Below are 13062 nucleotides of genomic sequence, written 5' to 3'. Positions count from 1 at the left end.
CCGGCAAAGCCGCTCCGTGTCCGGATAGTGGACATAACGGCACATTTTCTGAATCTATTGGACAACGGGCGAGACCGGGTTCATTAAGCCCGCATGGCCAGAACCGCGTCCAAACCGATCCGCGCCTCCTCGTCCGCCGCCGCCGTGCTGGCGGACAGCGTCGATGACGCTGCGTTCGCGACGACGCTGGCAAAAGGTCTCGTGGTGCTCGAAGCGTTCAAGGCGGGGGCGACGCAGCTCGGCAACATGGAGCTGTCGACGCTGACCGGGATTCCGCGCCCGACGGTGGCGCGACTGACTCATACGCTCGCCGAGCTCGGCTACCTCCGCTACGATGCCGAACGCGCCAAATATCGCGTCGGCGCGCGTGCACTTCGCATGGCGCATCCGCTGCTCGCCGACATGCAGTTCCGCCAGGTCGCGCGTCCGATGATGCAGGAGCTGGCACAAAGCGTGCGCGGCACGGTCTCGATCGGCCTGCTCGATGCGACCTCCATGATCTATGTCGAGACCGCGCGCTCTGGCGACGTCGGCCCGCACGTCCCCGACATCGGCATGCCCATTTCCGTGGTGATGACGGCAATGGGCCGTGCCGCGGCGGCGACCTTGCCGCAGGCCGATGCCGCGTTGCTCGAAGAGCGCATTGCAAGCGAGGATACCGAGCTGTGGTCGGCCTTCCGCGAGACATACCGCGCCGGCCTCGCACAATGCGCCAGCCGCGGCTTCTGCACCTGCTTCGGCGAGTACATCGCCTCGATCCATGCGGTCGCGGCGCCGCTGTTTCATGCGCGTGAGGCGAAGCAGGCCTTTTCGATCAATTGCGGCATTCCCGCATTCCGGCTCCAGCCCGGCCAGCTGGAGGGCGAGATCGGCCCGCGCATTGCCGCTCTTGCCGACAGCATCCGCACCATGATTGGGGCGGCGCCGGCCACCGAAACACAAAAGCAAAACAAAAAGAGCGCCAAGCGATGAACAAGACAATCGGCGCTCCGCCACCGGGAGGCCACCATGACCGTCACACGGCGAACATTTTTGGGCACCCTCGCCCTTTCGCTATCCGGACTTCCATTCTCTGCAAACGCTGAGGACGCCTGGCCGTCGCGTATGGTGCGGCTGATCTCGCCTTACGGGCCCGGCGGCTCCAACGACATCTCGCTTCGGTTGCTGGCCGAAGAGTTCGGCCGCAACCTGCACCAGCAGTTTATCGTCGAAAACAAGCCGGGCGCCGGCACGCGCATCGCCAACGACACGGTCGCGCATGCGCCGGGCGATGGCTACACACTCCTCTATGTCGCGGCCCCCTACGCCACCGCCGAAGCGCTGTTCGGCAAGCTGACCTATGAGCGCAAGGACCTGCAGCCGGTCGCGATGGCGGTGATCGCGCCGCTGTTCCTGATCATCAGCGCGGACGCGCCGTTCAAGACGCTTCCCGAATTGATCGCCTACGGCAAATCGAAGCCGGATGGCCTGACCTTCGCCTCGCCCGGTGCCGGCTCGCAGCCACATCTTGCCGGCGAACTCCTGTTCAGGGATGCCGGTGTCAAGGGGCTCAACATCCCCTTCCGTGGCGATGCCGCGTCCTACACCGAGCTGCTCGCCGGCCGCGTCGATGCCACGCTGACGGCGCTGCCGACCGCACTGCCTTACATCCAGAGCGGCAAGTTCATTGTGCTCGGCGTTGCATCGGCCGAACGCAGCGCGCTCTATCCGCAGGCGCCGACCTTGCGCGAGCAGGGTTTTCCCAACGTGGCTGCGGCCGGCTGGTACGGCTTCATGGCGCCTTCGACGACGCCGCGCGCCATCATCGACAAGCTGCAGGCCGAAGTGCTGCGCGCGCTGGCCGAGCCGGCGATCAAGGACAAGCTGACCGCCCAGGGCCTCGAAGTGCGCGCCGGCACCGCGGCCGAATTCGGCCAGTTCATCGACAACGAAACAAAAAAGTGGACCGGACTGATCCGCGAGGCCGGCCTCAAGGGCGAGTGACAGTCACGAACGGGGAATGGGAATGAAAAAACTACTTCTCAAACATGTCGCGGCAGCCGCGATCGCTCTCGCGCTATCGATCCCGGGAGCACAGGCGCAGAAGAAATACGATCCCGGCGCTTCCGACACCGAGATCGAGGTCGGCCAGACCGTCCCGCTCAGCGGGCCGGCCTCGGCCTATGCCGTCATCGGCAAGACCCAGGCCGCCTACATGAAGATGATCAACGACCAGGGCGGCGTCAACGGCCGCAAGGTCAATCTGATCCAGTATGACGATGCCTATTCGCCTCCGAAGACGGTTGAGCAGACCCGCAAGCTGGTCGAAAGCGACGAGGTGCTGCTGACCTTCCAGATCATCGGCACGGCGCCTAATGTCGCCGTGCAAAAATATCTTAACGCCAAGAAGGTCCCGCAGCTCTTCGCGGCAACGGGCGCGGCGCGTTTCACCGATCCGAAGAACTTCCCCTGGACCATGGGCTTCAACCCCTCCTACCTCGTCGAAGGCCGGATCTACGCGCAATATATTCTGAAGAACCATCCGAACGCCAAGGTCGGCGTGCTCTATCAGAACGACGATCTCGGCAAGGACTACCTCGCCGGCTTCAAAGCAGGTCTCGGTGACAAGTCGAAGATGATCGTCGCCGAGACGTCCTACGAGATCACCGAGCCGACCATCGATTCGCAGATCCTGCGGTTGAAGGATGCAGGTGCCGACGTGCTGTTCAGCGCCACGACGCCGAAACAGGCCGCGCAGGCGATCAAGAAGGTTGCCGAGATCGGCTGGAAGCCGCTGCACATCATCGACATCAACGCCTCCTCGGTCAGCGCGGTGCTGAAACCCGCCGGACTCGACAACGCCAAGGGCGTCGTCAGCGTCGGTTATGTCAAGGATTCGGCCGACCCCGAATGGAAGGACGATCCCGGCATGAAGCGATATCTCGCCTTCATGGCCAAATACTACCCGGAGGGCGACAGGGATTCGAACCTGAACGTATACGGCTATATCACCGCGCAGCTGCTGGTGCAGGTGCTGAAGCAATGCGGCGACGATCTCACGCGCGAGAACGTGATGCGCCAGGCCGCCAGTCTGAACAACATCACACTCGACCTGACGCTGCCGGGCATCTCGGTGACGACGACGCCGACCGACTACCGCGTCAACAAACAGTTCCAGATGGTGCAGTTCGACGGCCAGCGCTGGCAGAAACTCGGCGACATCGTCACGGACGAGGCGAAGGAATGAAGCGCCCCTCATCCTGAGGGGCGCGCGCCTTGAAGAATGAAGGCCTCACCGATGGTCCTCGTGCTTCGAGGCGGCCGCTCCGCGGCCTCCTCGGCATGAAGGAGGAAGGTGGCTGCTCGCCCTATCTCTTCATCCCGCCCACATAGGCCGCGAGCTTGTCGAGCGTCTGGTAGCCGTATTCGACGGCACCGAAGCTGATCATGCCGTCGCGCTGCGCCGTGCTCGACGCCAGCTGCCGCATCATCAGAACCGTCTTGCCGTTGCTCTGTTCGGCGAAGGTGACGGTGAAACGGAACATTCCGGGATCCTCGTCCTGGTCGTCGCCGTGATCCATCTCCAACAGCGACGGTCGCTCGATGCGGCGGAAGCGCATGCGGTTCGGGTAGACCGTGCCGTCGGGGCCGATCATGTTGAAGCGCCAGACGCCGCCGACCCGCACGTCGATCTCGAAGGTATCGAGCTTGAAACCCTTCGGCCCGAACCATTGTGGCAGGTGCTTTGGGTCGGACCACGCTTCGAACACCAGATCGCGCGGCGCGTCGATCACGCGCGACATCACGATCTCGCGGTCGAGCGACCATTGCGACAGGGCGGGATTGGCAGAATTCGTCATCGTCAGGAACCTTTCCGTTTGGTTGTCTTGCCGGTCGTCTTGTTACTTGTCTTGGACGGCCGCTTGGCAGCGGCCCTGTCTTTCTTCAGCTTCATCACATAGGCTTCGAAGCGATCAAGCCGCGCCTCCCAGATCGCGCGCTGATGCTGGAACCAGTCCTCCGCAGTGAGGAGCGCGTCAGGACTGAGGCGGCAGGAGCGCACGCGCCCCGATTTCTCCGACAGGATGAGACCGCTCATCTCCAGCACGTGGATGTGTTTCATGAAGCTCGGCAGCGCCATCTCGAAGGGACCGGCAAGCTCGCCGACCGACGCCTCACCTGCGCAGAGCCGCATCACGATCGCCCGCCGGGTGGGATCGGCAAGGGCCGCGAAAACCTGATCGAGTTGGGATAATTGGTTAGCCATGAGGCTAACTATAGGACTGTCGCCATCCGGCGTCAACATTGTTAGCCAATTAGCTAAGTTAATTTTGCCGACTGGTAGCCTAGATGAAGCGAAGCGTAATCGGGGACCGCTCGCTCGGCTGCGGCACTTTCCCGGATTGCGCTTCGCTCCATCCAGGCTACGGACTGTCGCAAGGCTCCGCAGACGGAACCCACCACGCGCGATCGTGAATAGGGGGGCGCGGTCCTTCCCGCTACAAGAGACCGGGGGCGCATCGAATCCTGCGCCAGAGCCGTGCCGTCTGTTGTCACCTCATCGTACCTCACCCGACGGGCGCTGGCCCGGGCTGCGCTCGTTCCGCTCGCGCTTGCCTGGCCGCGCGGCGCCGCCGCGGATTCCGACATGATCGCGCAGATGCGCGACATCGTCGCGAACGAGCTGGCGCCGACCGCAACGCCGGACCAGCCGGGCGGTCTGGCCGCCGCGCTTTATGCCGGCAACCATGTCGAGTTCTTCAACTACGGCTTTGCCGACGACGCCACGCGAAGGCCGGTCACGCCGGACACGCTGTTCAACCTCGGTTCCCTGCGCAAGCCGTTTGAGGCGACACTGGTCGCGCTCGGCACCCTCCGCGGCGAGCTGCGGCTCGACGATCGTCTGGTGAAATATCTCCCGGAGCTCACCGGCGACTATATCCGCCGCGTCACCGTCGGCGAGCTCGTCACGCACACCTCAGGCATGCTGCTGCCGACCGACCATCCGCCCTGGCCGAGCGACACTTTTTCCCGCGCGCAGCTCATCGAGATGTTCAACAGCTGGAGACCGCAAGCCGGCGAAGCGCCCGGCAAGCAGCGCATCTACAGCCACGCCGGCTACGTCCTGCTTCAGCTCGTGCTCGAGCGCTGTTGCGGCGCTCCGATCTCGACCCTGCTCGAACAACGCATCCTCAGGCCGATCGGCATGAATGCGACCTCCGTGCCCGAACGCGGCGAAGACAGCCGTGCCGTCATGGACGAGGCCTGGATGCAGCGCGCGGTCCAGGGCTATTCGGATCAGGGTATGGCGATCGGCCCCATCGGCAACCAGCAGAGCTATTTTGATTTCCCCGGCACGGGCCAGATGTTTTCCTCGCCGCGGGATCTCTCGATCTTCGTTGCCGCCTGCGTCGACGGCCGATCGATCGATCCGCATTTGCGCGAGGCATTGCGGATGACACAGCACGAGATTTTCCGCGTCGACGAGAAGTTCGGACAGGGAATGGCCTGGGAGACGGTGCATCTTCCAGGCGTCACCGTCGTCGACAAACCGGGTGGGCTCAACAACGCCTCCGGCTATATCGGCCTCGTGCCCGCACAGCGGATCGGCATCGTGTTGCTGGCCAATCGCGGCGAATACCCGCACGAGATCGCCCGCTACAAGATCCTGCCCGCGCTGGCGAAGCTCATGGGCCCGCACTGAACACATCCCTTAAAACAGAAAGCCCCGGCTGAGCCGGGGCTTTCCACGCCAGATCAGGAACGGGATGAAGCTCAGTACCTGGCGACGACGGGTCCGCCAAACTTGTAGTTCACGCCGACGCGCGCGATGTTCGATTTGAGATCGACCGAATGGGTGAAGACGTTGGCCGGAAACGCGCCGCCAAGCAGATTGGTGCTGGTCACGGTGCTGCGTCCGAGATCGACGTAGAGATATTCTGCCTTGAGCGACCAGCCGCCGCCGACGGCATATTCGGTGCCCACACCTGCGGTCCAGCCGACCCGCGTGTCGCGGATCGCGGCCGACTCGGTCGCGGCGGCGAACGTGTCGGTGAAGTTGAAATTGCCCTTCACCTGGGCGATGGCCGCGCCGCCGGTGGCGTAGAGCAGCCAGGTCGGAGCCACGAGGAAGCCGATGCGGCCGCGGATGGTGGCAAGCCAATCGGCCGAGACTGACGACGACACGGTGAAGCCGGTCGGCGCGCAGCAGGGATAGAACGCCGAACCCGTCGCACTGCCCTTGAAGCCGAAATAGTTGATGTCACCTTCGAGACCCAACACGGCGTTGTTGACCTGCCAGTTGTGGCCGGCGGTAAAACCGCCGGTGACGCTGGAGCTGTTGACCCGCTGGGCGCCGACTGCCGCAATCGCAGTAACACTGGTGTCCGCGAAATAGCCGGCGGGAGCGAACACGGTCGAGGTGGCCGGATCGGCGCTGCCCCACTGCCCGCCGACATTGCCGCCGACGTAAAAGCCGGTCCAGTTGTAGGCCGTCGCCATCATCGGCGCCTTGGTGTAGCGCGCCGCGAGGTCGGCCGCCTGCACGGATGCGGAGCCCAAGACAACCGCGGCAACCGCCAGCAAAAACTTCTTCATTCCGGTCTCCTTACCCCACGCGATTGATCTCGCGTTTCGGAACGCGCGCGGGCGGAAGTTGTCCGGCGCTGATCGGGCATAGGCTGCCGGTCCCTCGTCTTGGGCTGCGGCGAAGTTCATAGAGACTGTGACGTAGTGTGAGCCGTGCGGCGCGCGAACGCGTGACGGGTGTGACTCGAGAGCCACGCATCACCCTGCGGCAGCGGCGGGCCACGCACACCACTGTCGCATCGCGACACCCCGCGCGACGCGATTCGAATCCCCGCCTCTCAGACCGAACGCGTCAGTCCGCCGTCAACGCGGATGTTCTGTCCCGTGATGTAGGCCGCGCCGTCGGACGCCAGGAACGAGATCGTCGCGGCGATCTCCTCGACCTTGCCGTAGCGCCGCATCGGCACGCTGTCGCGGCGTGCATCTAGCTCTGGCAGGCTGTCGATCCAGCCCGGCAGCACATTGTTCATGCGGATGTTGTCGGCGGCGTGGGTGTCGGTGAAGATCTTGGTGAAGGCGGCAAGGCCAGCGCGGAACACCGCAGAGGTCGGAAACATCGCGCTCGGCTCGAATGCCCAGGCGGTCGAGATGTTGATGATGGCGCCGCCCTTTTGCGTTTGCATGATTGGCATCACCAGCCGGGTCGGACGGATCACGTTGAGCAGATAGGTGTCAAGGCCGGTGTGCCATTGCTCGTCGGTGATCTCCGTGATCGGCGCCCGGGGCCCGTGGCCCGCGCTGTTGACGAGCACGTCGATGCGTCCCCATTTGGCCATCGCGCCGTCGACAAGCCGCTTCAGATCGTCGTTCGACTTGTTGGAACCGGTGACCCCCAATCCGCCGAGTTCGGCTGCCAGCGCCTCGCCCTTGCCGGAGGAGGACAGGACCGCGACGCGAAAGCCGTCGGCTGCGAGCCGGCGCGCGGCCCCTGCCCCCATCCCGCTGCCGCCGGCGGTCACGAGTGCGACCTTCTCTGCTGCCATCTCTGCTGCCATGACCGATCATCCTCTGTGATATCGTGGAGGCGAGCCGCAGGCCCGGCCAATCATGAGGCCTTCTACCGCCGGACCAGCCGAAAGGTCCACCGTCGAAAGCGACTTGAAAGATGAGCGATTTGCAGATCCGCAATTTGCGCCCCGAGGAGATCGCCATCGCGGTCGACTGGGCCGCGGCGGAAGGCTGGAATCCGGGCTTCTCCGACGCCGCCTGTTTCGCGATCCCGGACGCGCATGGCTTCTTTGTCGGCGAGATCGACGGCGAGCCGGTCGCGACCATCTCCTGCGTCAACTACGACGATCACTTCGCATTTCTCGGCTTCTACATCGTGCGATCGGATCATCGCGACAGAGGCCACGGCCTGCGCATCTGGAACGCTGCGATTGCGCATGCGGGCGCTCGCGTGATCGGTCTCGACGGCGTCGTGGCGCAGCAGGACAATTACCGAAAGTCCGGCTTCCAGCTTGCGTACGCCAATATTCGTTATGGCGGCATCGCCGCCGCACCATCGAGGCCGCCCGCCGATGTCGTTGCGCTCGACACGATCCCGTTCGCGCTCGTTGAAGCCAACGATGCAACGGTGTTTCCGGCTCCGCGCAGTGCCTTCCTGCGGGCCTGGATCGGCACGTCAGGACATGTCGGTCGCGCATTGCTGCGCGATGGCAAGCTCGCGGCATGGGGTGTGATCCGGCCGTGCCGGACCGGCCGCAAGATCGGCCCGCTCGTCGCCGACGACCGCGCGGCGGCGGAGGCGATCGTGCAGGCCTTGCTGGCGAGCGCGAACGGCGGCGAGATATTCCTCGACGTCCCCGCCGTCAATCGCGAGGCGATTGCGCTCGCGGAATCGCTCGGGTTGAAGCCGGTGTTCGAGACGGCGCGGATGTACACGGGACCTATCGCGCCGCTGCGGATCGACCGCGTCTTCGGCGTGACCAGTTTCGAGCTGGGCTAGCTCAGTAGCAGCGCATGATATTCACGGTGTGCTCGCCGCCGCCGCGGCCGGGCACAGTCACCTGCTCCGTCGGACAGCTCGGCACGTAGGGCCGGTCGGACGGCACCACGTTCGGCGGGAAGCGATGTGTCCAATCCCAGGGAACGTCGTACGTATAGGTATAGCGCACGTCGCTGGAAACGGGTTGGGCGGTCTCGGCAAAAGGCTGACCGTAACCTGCATTGTCATAGTAGAACCCGCCGCCGCCTGGCCAGTAGACCCAAGGCGTGTTGCGGCCACGGAACCTGGCGCCCGGCGCAATCGGCGGACGCGCCGCCGGACCGGAAGGCGTGGCGGCATGTCCGACGGTGCCGCCGGGTCGGGCAAAGCTGTCGCTGGGGGCAAGGAGCAGCGCGGCTGCGCTGAGCGAGGCGAGCAACGCCCCAAATGATCTGGACATCATGATACGCACCAACTCGTTTGGCTTCGCGGATAGCGGCTCCCCACGACACGCTAGGCCGGGCTGTCGCCCACCCGCAAACGTATAATTAATTATTGGTTAAGGCACGGAATTAACGGGGAACAGACTGCGGCAAGACGCCCGGGATTCCGGCTGATGTCGAACGTGTTCCGGAAAACGGACTTCATAACCAGTTGATCGGAGTTGATCGGTTCGATCGACGACACCCGGAACGCTCCCGCACTGCGGTCGTTGGCTCCCTACACAAGCAAGGAGCATCTCCAATGCAGAATAAGTCGAAACTCCTCTGCCTGATCACGGCTTCACTCGTCGCGGGCACGTCGGCCGCCTCGGCCCAGGGCTATGATTGGAACGGATCGCGCGCGGGATGGGACCGCACCGCCCCGGCCTACCAGCCGGTTCAGCCCCGCGCGTACTATCCGGATGTCGCTGGACCATACGGTGCGCTCAACGGCACCAATCATCCGGCGCCGAGCTCGACGCAGGGCGATGTCGGCCCGGAGGGCAATAACAACGGTACACTGACCGGCGTCTATCGCAGCTGGTAACGCCCGCTCACGATCTGGCCCATCGTCCATCGCGGACGGTGGGCCTTCGTGCGTCAGCGGCCCTGCTGCTTGCGCAGCCAGTCCAGCATATCCTGCGCATTTCCGGTGCCCTGCGTCACGATGGCGGTGTTGCTACCGCTGCGGCGATAGACCGTGGTGCGCCCGGGCTCCTTCTCGATCTTGACCTCAGCCTGCGCCGGATCGCCGCTCTGGGTGATGACGGACGTGCCGTTCTCGTCCTGAACTACGGTCGTGTGGCCGTCACCTGACTCGCCGGCTCCGGCCGGCCCTGCTGCTATTGCCATCATGATGCTCATTCCTGCTGCAAGTGCGATGAACCTCATATTGCACCTCGCCTTCACGATCACCGGCTGAACTGAAATATCGACAGCCAGTTGAAGCGCCCGAATTGTCGCACCGTTCCCGTGTTCATGTCTCCGATCTGGAGCAGAAGGGCGTTGGTGGAATTGCCGACCTGGGTGATATCGGCAATGTTGCTCACGCCCGACTGGCCGATCGCCAAATTGGTCGTGCCACCCACCTGGATCACGTCGACATAATTTCGCGTGCCGTTCTGGATGATCGTCGCATCGACCGTTCCCGTGCCACCGATCTGGATGACACGCGCGATATTGATGCGGCTGTTCTCTTCGATCGTGACCGGCTGGACATTGTTGCCGAACTGCACGACCGTTTCGACGCTCACGTTCCGGTTCGTTACGCCGCGCTGGACGGATCCGGCGGATGCCTCGGACGCGACGCTGACGGCGAACAATGCCGCCAATGCCAGGAGTAGCCTAGCGCATTTCATCGCTTGCCCCCATTAGATTTCTGACGCTGAGGTCGCGACCGGCTCAATGGCTATTCTGGACAACAGTCGCCGAGTTGAACGCACCGAACTGGGACAGGAAACTGCTGGTGGACTGGCCTGCCTGGCCGACAAACGCGACATTGTTCACGCCCGCCTGCCCGACCGATGCCGATGTCGTCCCGCCGAATTGCAGGATTCCGGTCGCGTTGTTCGTGCCGTTTTGAGTGACGGTCGCGCTGGTGCTGCCGCCGATCATGAACACGCCGGCCATGTTGAGCTGGCTGTTCTGGTTCAGCACGACCGGCGGGCCGCCGAGCGAAACGATGGTCTTGATGTCGGCGGTCTGCGCACCGGCCGATCCGGCGCCCACGCAACACAAGGTGAGAAATGCGCCACAGGCGGCGCCTGAAAAATGCCTCATGACATGCCTCGCGACTGAAAATTGATTTGCGATCAAGGAGTCTGCTGCAAAATTGTCGAGCCGTTCAGGATTCCGAGCTGTCCGACGGCCGCCGCGTTGTTCGCGCCGATCTGGCCGATCAGGCTCGAATTAAAGCCACCGGCCTGGCCGAGTAACGCGGTGTTGGATGCCGTCGCGGTCGTGCCGCCCTGCCCGATCACCGAAGTGTTGACGGTAAGGAGCGAACCCGTCTGCAACGTGGTCGCAGTATTGGTGGCGCCGAATTGCATCGTGATGGCGCTGTTGTTGGTGCCGCCACTCTGCGAGATGAAGGAGTTGTTGGTGGCGCCGAATTGCAGCACGCTGGCCGAGTTGCCGGCCTGGGCATTGACGGCGGTCAGCAAGCTGAACGCGACGATCGTGGCAACTAGATATTTTTGATGCATGACATTTCCTCCGCGAAAGTCGGCGGACAAGCTCTCACCGAGTCGTCCGGCCCGAGGCGGTGCTTTCAAGGATGGCGCGGACGCGCCGCAGTTGACGCGTCCGGCCAAACGGGGCTGGCTTAGTGCGCCGTCTGCGAGACGGTGCTGCCGTTGACGCCGAACACGCTGAGCTGTCCGACGGCAGCGGCGTTGTTCTGGAGCGCGGCAGGCCCGAACGAGTTCTGGGTGATCGCGCTGCCGTTGTTGCCGAACGCCACCTGGCCGGTCGTCGCCGAGTTCTGCACGCCGACCTGGTTGACCGTGCTGCCGTTGTTGAGCGAGGCCGCGCTGGTGCCCTGCATCGTGGTCGCGCTATTGATGATGCCGAGCTGGCTGGTCGACGAACTGTCGTTGGTGAGGCCCTGCTGCGAGACGCTGGAACCGTTCACGACGCCCACTTGCACGGTGGTCGAGGTGTTGGCGGCCTGCGCGGCGGAGGACAGGGCGAGCACGGCAACGGAAGCAAAAAACAATTTGCGCATGGAATATCCTTTCTGGCTAAGATCTCTGACTGGGTTCGGATGCCGTCTTGGAGGAGGCCGACATCGCAGGACAGACTTTGAACCGATCGTGCTGCGTGCGACAGACTGCAGTTCATGCTAATCGGTACGGACTAGACGTTGCGCGGCGCCTTAGGTGTCCGCGCACTAGCTGTACGGTTGTCCCGTGCCGGTTCGTGTTGTCTCGTCTTCGCGTCCCATGCTGTCGACCAACCGCACCACCTCGATCGGCGAGCGAAGCTCCAGCTTCCGCATCATCCTGGTGCGATGGACCTTGGCCGTCACTTCGCTCACCCCGAGCCTCGCCGCGATCTGCTTGGCGACGAGACCTTCGGCCATCAACAGCATGATCTCGCGCTCCCTCGCCGTGAGCGTCTCGACGCGCTGGCGCGCTTCGCGCACGCTATCTTCGCGTTCGAGCCGCCTGCGGTCGCGCTCGATGCCGTGCCTGATAGCGTCGAGGATCTCCTGCTCGCGGAAGGGTTTTGGAAGAAACTCGACTGCGCCGCGCTTCATCGCCTCGACCGAGACGCGGACATCGGAATGGCCACTGATGAAGACGATCGGGATCAGCACGCCCGTCTCGGCGAGCCGGCGCTGAAGCTCGAGGCCGGTCGGCGCGGTGCCGGGAAAGCGGACGTCGAGCACGAGGCATGAAGGCCCGCCGGAAATAGTCTCCCCGAGAAACTCGTCGGTCGATGCAAACAATTTTACCTGATGCCCGGTCTCCTCGCAGAGACTTCCGATCGCGGTTCGAATCTGGATCTCGTCGTCAATGACATAAACTGTAGCTTGACCTGAACTCATGGCAACGGGCTCCCCGGCTTGGGGCTCGATGAACAAGCAACGAGCCATCCATTCTTCTTGCAAGCGAGATCAAGGTGCTTGGATGAATTCGCGGGGATCGAGCGAGTCGCTCCGGTCCGCCGCTTCGACGTCTTAGGGCCAACACCCGTTCAAGACGAGTGAAGGCGTTCACATATCGGGTTTCGTGATTGGGGGGATTCGCCCTGGCGACCTGCGGCATCATGGCGATGCGCGATATCGACAATACGACGATCTGGCGTCGGAACTTCGGTATCGCCGACTGCGTCATGGCGTCGCCACCCACGTGCCGACTTGAACGCCGGGCGCTGGCCGCTTCGGCCAGAGCAGACGGGACGTTCAGTCAGCTTGTCGAGTTCGATACCGCGCGCATGATATCGATACGCTCCGTATGCATTTCCGGCAAGTCACGAAAGATAGCACCCCGCAGACTTTACTTCTGGATCATCAAGCGCGCCCGACCGTCGCCCCGGCAGCGGCGACACACTGACGATCGACTGCGTTTTCTGAGATTTACA

Annotated in this window: 17 protein-coding genes; 6 read left to right on the top strand and 11 right to left on the bottom strand. The window is 63.6% G+C overall.

Going from position 1 to position 13062, the window contains the following annotated elements; translation table 11 throughout:
- Positions 1-93: 93 nt before the first annotated feature.
- Genes IVA75_RS03645 through IVA75_RS03635 form a run of 3 tightly spaced genes read left to right on the top strand, consistent with a single transcriptional unit; the run spans position 94 to position 3226 of the window.
- The gene (locus tag IVA75_RS03645) at positions 94-972 is read left to right on the top strand and encodes an IclR family transcriptional regulator (RefSeq protein ID WP_247286960.1); all 879 of its coding nucleotides are present in this window, start codon (positions 94-96) and stop codon (positions 970-972) included.
- A gap of 36 nt (positions 973-1008) precedes the next feature.
- Positions 1009-1983 carry a tripartite tricarboxylate transporter substrate binding protein gene (locus tag IVA75_RS03640; protein WP_247286961.1) on the top strand — a complete coding sequence of 325 codons (975 nt, stop codon included), beginning with the start codon at positions 1009-1011 and terminating at the stop codon, positions 1981-1983.
- A gap of 22 nt (positions 1984-2005) precedes the next feature.
- Positions 2006-3226: an ABC transporter substrate-binding protein gene (locus IVA75_RS03635; protein WP_247286962.1), complete on the top strand. Its 1221-nt coding sequence runs from the start codon at positions 2006-2008 to the stop codon at positions 3224-3226.
- A gap of 121 nt (positions 3227-3347) precedes the next feature.
- Here IVA75_RS03635 and IVA75_RS03630 read toward each other — a convergent pair whose 3' ends face one another.
- Both IVA75_RS03630 and IVA75_RS03625 read right to left on the bottom strand, forming a co-directional pair.
- Entirely contained in the window at positions 3348-3839 is a 492-nt protein-coding gene (locus IVA75_RS03630; RefSeq protein ID WP_247286963.1) for an SRPBCC family protein, read from the bottom strand.
- 2 nt (positions 3840-3841) lie between these two features.
- A complete protein-coding gene (locus IVA75_RS03625) occupies positions 3842-4246 on the bottom strand; it encodes a metalloregulator ArsR/SmtB family transcription factor (protein ID WP_247286965.1) in 405 nt (134 codons plus the stop codon).
- 381 nt (positions 4247-4627) lie between these two features.
- Between IVA75_RS03625 and IVA75_RS03620 the strand changes: the two genes are divergently transcribed.
- Entirely contained in the window at positions 4628-5683 is a 1056-nt protein-coding gene (locus IVA75_RS03620; protein WP_247287428.1) for a serine hydrolase, read from the top strand.
- 71 nt (positions 5684-5754) lie between these two features.
- Here the strand turns inward: IVA75_RS03620 and IVA75_RS03615 are convergent, their stop codons facing one another.
- The gene (locus tag IVA75_RS03615; RefSeq protein WP_247286966.1) at positions 5755-6576 is read right to left on the bottom strand and encodes an outer membrane protein; all 822 of its coding nucleotides are present in this window, start codon (positions 6574-6576) and stop codon (positions 5755-5757) included.
- A 269-nt stretch (positions 6577-6845) separates the two neighbouring features.
- Entirely contained in the window at positions 6846-7550 is a 705-nt protein-coding gene (locus IVA75_RS03610) for an SDR family oxidoreductase (protein ID WP_247287429.1), read from the bottom strand.
- 122 nt (positions 7551-7672) lie between these two features.
- Here IVA75_RS03610 and IVA75_RS03605 point away from each other — a divergent pair, with 122 nt between their 5' ends.
- Positions 7673-8515 (top strand): GNAT family N-acetyltransferase, encoded by an 843-nt coding sequence (locus IVA75_RS03605; protein WP_247286967.1) that lies wholly within the window; start codon positions 7673-7675, stop codon positions 8513-8515.
- 1 nt (position 8516) lies between these two features.
- On the opposite strand, the gene IVA75_RS03600 is transcribed toward IVA75_RS03605, so the two are convergent.
- A complete protein-coding gene (locus tag IVA75_RS03600) occupies positions 8517-8957 on the bottom strand; it encodes a hypothetical protein (protein WP_027567427.1) in 441 nt (146 codons plus the stop codon).
- Positions 8958-9238: 281 nt separating this feature from the next.
- Here IVA75_RS03600 and IVA75_RS03595 point away from each other — a divergent pair, with 281 nt between their 5' ends.
- Complete coding sequence (locus IVA75_RS03595) at positions 9239-9523, top strand: hypothetical protein (protein ID WP_027567428.1); 285 nt, start codon at positions 9239-9241, stop codon at positions 9521-9523.
- Between the two features lie 53 nt (positions 9524-9576).
- Here IVA75_RS03595 and IVA75_RS03590 read toward each other — a convergent pair whose 3' ends face one another.
- The 6 genes from IVA75_RS03590 to IVA75_RS03565 all read right to left on the bottom strand — a co-directional run bounded on the left by IVA75_RS03590 (position 9577) and on the right by IVA75_RS03565 (position 12526).
- Entirely contained in the window at positions 9577-9867 is a 291-nt protein-coding gene (locus IVA75_RS03590) for a hypothetical protein (protein ID WP_247286968.1), read from the bottom strand.
- Positions 9868-9887: 20 nt separating this feature from the next.
- On the bottom strand, positions 9888-10229 hold the full coding sequence (locus tag IVA75_RS03585) for a curlin (RefSeq protein ID WP_247286969.1): 342 nt from the start codon (positions 10227-10229) through the stop codon (positions 9888-9890).
- Positions 10230-10377: 148 nt separating this feature from the next.
- Positions 10378-10755 carry a curlin gene (locus IVA75_RS03580; RefSeq protein WP_247286970.1) on the bottom strand — a complete coding sequence of 126 codons (378 nt, stop codon included), beginning with the start codon at positions 10753-10755 and terminating at the stop codon, positions 10378-10380.
- Positions 10756-10787: 32 nt separating this feature from the next.
- Positions 10788-11180, bottom strand: coding sequence for a curlin (locus IVA75_RS03575; protein WP_247286971.1), 393 nt, complete (start codon positions 11178-11180; stop codon positions 10788-10790).
- A 119-nt stretch (positions 11181-11299) separates the two neighbouring features.
- Complete coding sequence (locus IVA75_RS03570; protein WP_247286972.1) at positions 11300-11701, bottom strand: curlin subunit CsgB; 402 nt, start codon at positions 11699-11701, stop codon at positions 11300-11302.
- Between the two features lie 165 nt (positions 11702-11866).
- Entirely contained in the window at positions 11867-12526 is a 660-nt protein-coding gene (locus tag IVA75_RS03565; RefSeq protein WP_247286973.1) for a response regulator, read from the bottom strand.
- Positions 12527-13062 lie beyond the last annotated feature (536 nt).

This window comes from Bradyrhizobium sp. 134, from assembly GCF_023074155.1.
In the GTDB taxonomy this organism is placed as follows: Bacteria; Pseudomonadota; Alphaproteobacteria; order Rhizobiales; family Xanthobacteraceae; genus Bradyrhizobium.
The sequence above is the reverse complement of the archived record's forward strand: the minus strand, read 5'-3'. Positions and strand labels throughout refer to the sequence as shown.